The sequence below is a fragment of the Draconibacterium sp. genome, from assembly GCF_041583095.1.
Lineage (GTDB): Bacteria > Bacteroidota > Bacteroidia > Bacteroidales > Prolixibacteraceae > Draconibacterium.
In genome coordinates this window covers 1-4,872 of the sequence record NZ_JBFHGM010000341.1, presented here as the reverse complement: position 1 = coordinate 4,872, position 4,872 = coordinate 1, and the positions used below count along the sequence as shown (strand labels likewise).

General features: G+C 42.5%; 3 protein-coding genes. 2 read left to right on the top strand and 1 reads right to left on the bottom strand.

Translation table 11 applies throughout. The features are described 5' to 3' along the window. Window positions 1-1,439 (top strand): carboxypeptidase-like regulatory domain-containing protein (locus ABZB17_RS20585; RefSeq protein WP_372653184.1); only part of this gene is annotated, 1,439 nt, incomplete at its 5' end. 531 nt (window positions 1,440-1,970) lie between these two features. On the opposite strand, the gene ABZB17_RS20580 is transcribed toward ABZB17_RS20585, so the two are convergent. Beyond that, complete coding sequence (locus ABZB17_RS20580) at window positions 1,971-3,920, bottom strand: glycoside hydrolase family 97 protein (protein ID WP_372653181.1); 1,950 nt, start codon at window positions 3,918-3,920, stop codon at window positions 1,971-1,973. Between the two features lie 140 nt (window positions 3,921-4,060). On the opposite strand from ABZB17_RS20580, the gene ABZB17_RS20575 reads away from it, so the two are divergent. Further along, entirely contained in the window at window positions 4,061-4,789 is a 729-nt protein-coding gene (locus ABZB17_RS20575; RefSeq protein WP_372653178.1) for an MBL fold metallo-hydrolase, read from the top strand. Window positions 4,790-4,872: the final 83 nt, after the last annotated feature.

Genomic DNA, 4,872 nt, shown 5'->3' with positions numbered 1-4,872 from the left:
TTCCGGCCGTAGCCGTATTGGTAGAAGGAACCACAACTGGCACTATTTCCGATTTTGCAGGCAACTACGAAATAAGCACCGATGAAAACTCAACGCTGGTATTTTTAATGATTGGTTATGCTGAAAAGAAGATTGACGTTGATGGAAAAACCGAGATTAATGTAAAATTAGAAGCCGACGGTAGCGGAAAACCGAAAGAGCCGGAAGTAAAGGCAGTGAAGACCAAAGCCAACATGGTAAAAGGAAAAGTTACCGATGAAAACGGGAAACCACTTGCCGGAACGGCTGTGTTGATGAAAGGTACATCCATTGGAACCATCACGGATATAAATGGGAATTATGTATTACAATCAGACGATGAATTTGGCGAACTGGTATTTATGATGCTTGGTTTTGCTAAGAAAGAAACTGCCGTAAATGGAAAAACACAACTGGATGTAAAGCTTAAAGCCGATGGTAGCAGCGAATCTGATGAGGTGAAAGTATCTGGTTTCGGAAATCAAAACAAAGAGAGTTTTCCAAAGATCGAAATCAATAAGTTGGCTTTTGAGACTTCGCCAGATGAGGCACCATTGTATTTCGTTGATGGAAAAGAAATGGGCAATGTGGCGCATATTTCCGCTGAAGATATTGAATCCATCTCTGTTTTAAAAGACGCACAAGCTAAAATTTTATATGGCGATAAAGGTAAAAACGGCGTAATTATTATTACAACAAAAGCCGCTGCCAAAGCTAAAATGGAAGATGCTTTAATCATTGTTGAAGGTGTACCATACGATGGCGATATTAACGATATCGACCCGGAAACAATAGAATCAATGGAAGTGCTGAAAGACGAAAGTGCGACCAAACTATATGGCCCGATAGCTAAAAACGGGGCTATTTCGATAAAACTGAAAGGTGAGGCCGATCTTAATGGTAAATCTCCCTTGATTTTTCTCGACGGTGAAAAATACACCGGCGATATGGGTGACATCGATCCTGAAAATATTGAATCAATCGACATTTTGAAAGATGCTTCGGCAGTTGAAACTTATGGCGAAGATGCTAAAGACGGCGTGATACTTATTAGAACAAAATTGTCTGATATAAACTCGGTTCTGGATTTGCGAAGGTTTATTGCGAAAAGGATAAAATATCCAACGGAGTTGGTCGAAGCCAATGCTACGGGCGTTAGCAAAATCTATGTTAAAGTGAATAGCAGTGGAAGCATCATCGCTGCTGATGAAAAAGTTGTTAAAGGCGCAGTACCAGTTGATGAGGTGGTGGTTGTAGCTTATAAACAAAATGAAGCGAATGATACAACAGTTTTGGATGCACAGGATAAATTTAACCGTGAAGCAAAAAGAGTAATTCTTCAACTACCAAAATTGAATATTCCAGAGTTTAAAGGTGAAACCCTTGTTTTTAAAGTAAAATTCGTACTGCAAGAAAAATAGAGAGTAGGTATTTTGCGATACTTAAAATAGTTCAGCGGGCGACTAATCAGTATTGGTCGCCCGCTGTTTTTGTTTAAACAACTAAGGTGTTGGTAGGTTCTGCACATCGAAGAGAAGTAATTTCAGAGGTGTTGGTTTATATTATACAGTTAAGAAAAGTATTATCGGTGGGCTCTGTTATGTTCCCGCACACATGAAAGATCTCTTCAGTTGCTGCGGAAATCATTTTTCACACTTGAGATGTATTTTCAGCAAGCACGGAAATCATTTTACACGTGTGTAATGTGTTTTCAGCCAAGGCGGAAATTGTATTACACAAACGAAATGTTCTTTCCGAGAATGCCGAAGAGTTGTTACAATGGTGTAATGTAAAATCCGGCGCTCCGGATATCGTTTTGCAGCCTTGTAAAGTATTTTCCGCCTTGGCTGACAAGGCATTTCAGAAATGAAAAAAGGATGCCATCCCTCTGAGAAACCTCAAACAGGGATGGCATCCTTGTATACTCGAAACTCGCGTCTCGCTACTCGTAGCTATTTTTTCTCAATAATAGCCACCCAGCCACCACCGGGAGCCATTTTAACTTTTACAGTAGAACCCGAACTTACTTCAACCGTTTCCTGGGCAAAATCGGCAGCATGTTTATCGGCGTTTAGTCCGTCTTTCCATACTTTCATGGTGTACGATCCATTGCCAAGGAAATCGAGTTTTAAATCCATTTCACGCGGATCCCAGTCGGTTAAAGCTCCCACAAACCATTTGTCGCCCGAGCGGCGGGCAACGGCAACGTAGTCGCTAACTTTAGCTTCCAGCACCCGGGTTTCGTCCCAAACGGCAGGAACAGCCGCCAGGAATTCCATACATTCCGGCTCGCGGTAATAGTTCGATGGGTTATCGGCCAGCATTTGCAGCGGGCTTTCGAAAACAGGGTACAAAGCCAACTGGTGGCAGCGTGTTCCCTGGCTCATTGGCTCGGTAAATACCTGCGCGAAATTCTCTTTTGTTTTGTTGATCATTGCCCCCGGAGTGTAGTCCATTGCACCGGCAACCATACGAATAAAAGGCAAAGTTACATCGTGCTCCGGATCGGGTAAGTTCGACCATTTGGCATTTTCCATTCCTTTAACACCCTCGTACGAAATTACGTTTGGGTAGGCACGGTCCAAACCACTTGGTTTGTAAGCTCCGTGGAAATCAACCAATAAATTGTGCTCGGCACATTTGCGGGCAATTTTCTCGTAAAAGTTTACCATCCACTGGTCGTCGCGTTGCATAAAGTCCATTTTAATCCCTTTTGCTCCCCACGCCTGAAACTGATCAAGTGCTTCCTCCAGTTTGTCGTCCATAGCTTTCCAAACTACCCATAGAATTACGTCAACATTTTTTTCTTTTCCGTAATCGATAATCTCTTTTACATCCACATCTCTTTCCAGCTTCATAATATCAGAAAGCACATACCATCCTTCGTCCAGAATGATGTATTCCAATCCATATTTCGATGCAAAATCGATGTAGTATTTATAGGTTTCGGTATTTACGCCGGCCACAAAATCAACACCGTAAATGTTATTGGCATTCCACCAGTCCCATGCCACTTTACCGGGTTTAATCCAGCCGGTATTCTCCAATCTGCACTCAGGAGCCAGTTTGTAAATCATTTCTGTTTCTATCAGCTGGCCGTCGTTTTCGGTAATTACCATGGCACGCCACGGGAATTCGCGCGGGCCGTTACATTCGGCAATATAATCGGCATATTTTGTTGGTTTTACATCGCGGTCGCTAGTTTGTTCCGTTTCAATAACTACACCCGGATATTTTCCAATCAACGCATATTTGTTCTCATCGCAACCACGTAAATACATTCCCGGGTAATCCATCAGGTTCGATTCCGAAATGTAGGTTTTAACGCCATTTCCGCAGTCAAGCAATAAACCGGTCGAAGCAAAACGGCCGCTACCGATATTTGCCAGGGTTTCGCGCAGGTATTCACGCTCCTGGTGGGTCATCATACTTTCTTCTTCCGGAAACCACAGTTTTTTGTCGGCCGGAAAAACGAAAGAAGCCAACTCGCTTTTTACTTTGTATTCGCCGGTTTTGTCCGACACCCAACGGTAAGCAGCGCCATCGTCGTACGCTCTGAATTGCAAGGCATAACCTTTAAATGTCAGAGTCAGTTCTTTGTATTCGTCTTTTATGGTAGCGCTTTTTCGCTTCACAACCGGAGTAAGCACCTGCGATACACTGTTGGTTTTTGCTTTGCGCACTTTGGCGTCAACTCCCCAAACTGTTCCATCGTACAATTCCATCGAAATCTGCGATGGCGCAACAATTGGGGTTCCGTTTAGCAACACCGAGTAGGTAACAGTTTCGTCAATATTCACCTTAACCTGTATTTTCCCCGATGGAGATTCAAGCGAATATTCCCTGGCCGAAAGGGAGAAAACAAGGGCAACAAGGGTAATCAGTAGAGTTATTCTTTTCATGTCAGATAGTTTTTGAATTTTATTCCGAAAGTACAAATTAAATGATCTCAGAAACATACACATATGTTCTGTTTTTTATAAAGGAAGATGCAAAAAAATGATTTTATACCTATATTACGGTAAATTTTAATGCAAAGGTTATGAAGAATATAGTTACACTGATAGCACTATTTTTATTCGCCGTTTCTGTGCAGGCTCAGCAATTTGAAAAGGATGTTTTCGCTACTTCGGAAGGGGAACTGGAAATTACATTTATTGCTCACGGAACACTGATGATGCAATTTAACGGGAAAGTGATTCATATCGATCCGGTGTCGTGGTATGCCGATTATGCAACAATGCCAAAAGCCGATCTGATTCTGATAACCCATGAGCATGGCGACCATTTGGATGCCAAAGCAATTGATGCGGTTAAGAAAGAGGGAACCCAGGTGGTACTCACAACAACCTGCAACAAAAAATACACCGGAACCAAAGTGCTTGGCAATGGCGAATCGGGAACTTTTGCCGGAGTTAAAGTGGACGCCGTACCCGCTTACAATATAAAACACGAACGCGAAGCCGGGAAACCTTTTCACCCAAAAGGAGTGGGAAATGGTTACGTGCTTCATTTTGGCGATAAGAAAGTGTACGTTGCCGGCGATACCGAAAATGTTCCGGAAATGGCCGGGTTAAAAGACATCGATGTGGCTTTTCTGCCCATGAATCTGCCTTATACAATGACCCCAGAAATGGTGGCCGATGCCACTAAGATGTTTCAACCAAAAGTGCTTTATCCGTATCACTTCGGCGAAACAAATACCGACGAGCTGGCTGAATTATTAAAAAATCAAAACAAAACCGAATTCAGGATTCGGAATTTAAAATAAGGCAGAAATTCTTTATACCTTCAATGCCCGAAATTGTTTTTGAGCAAACACTATTGTGCGTTTCTGTATAAAAGGAGCGCTAT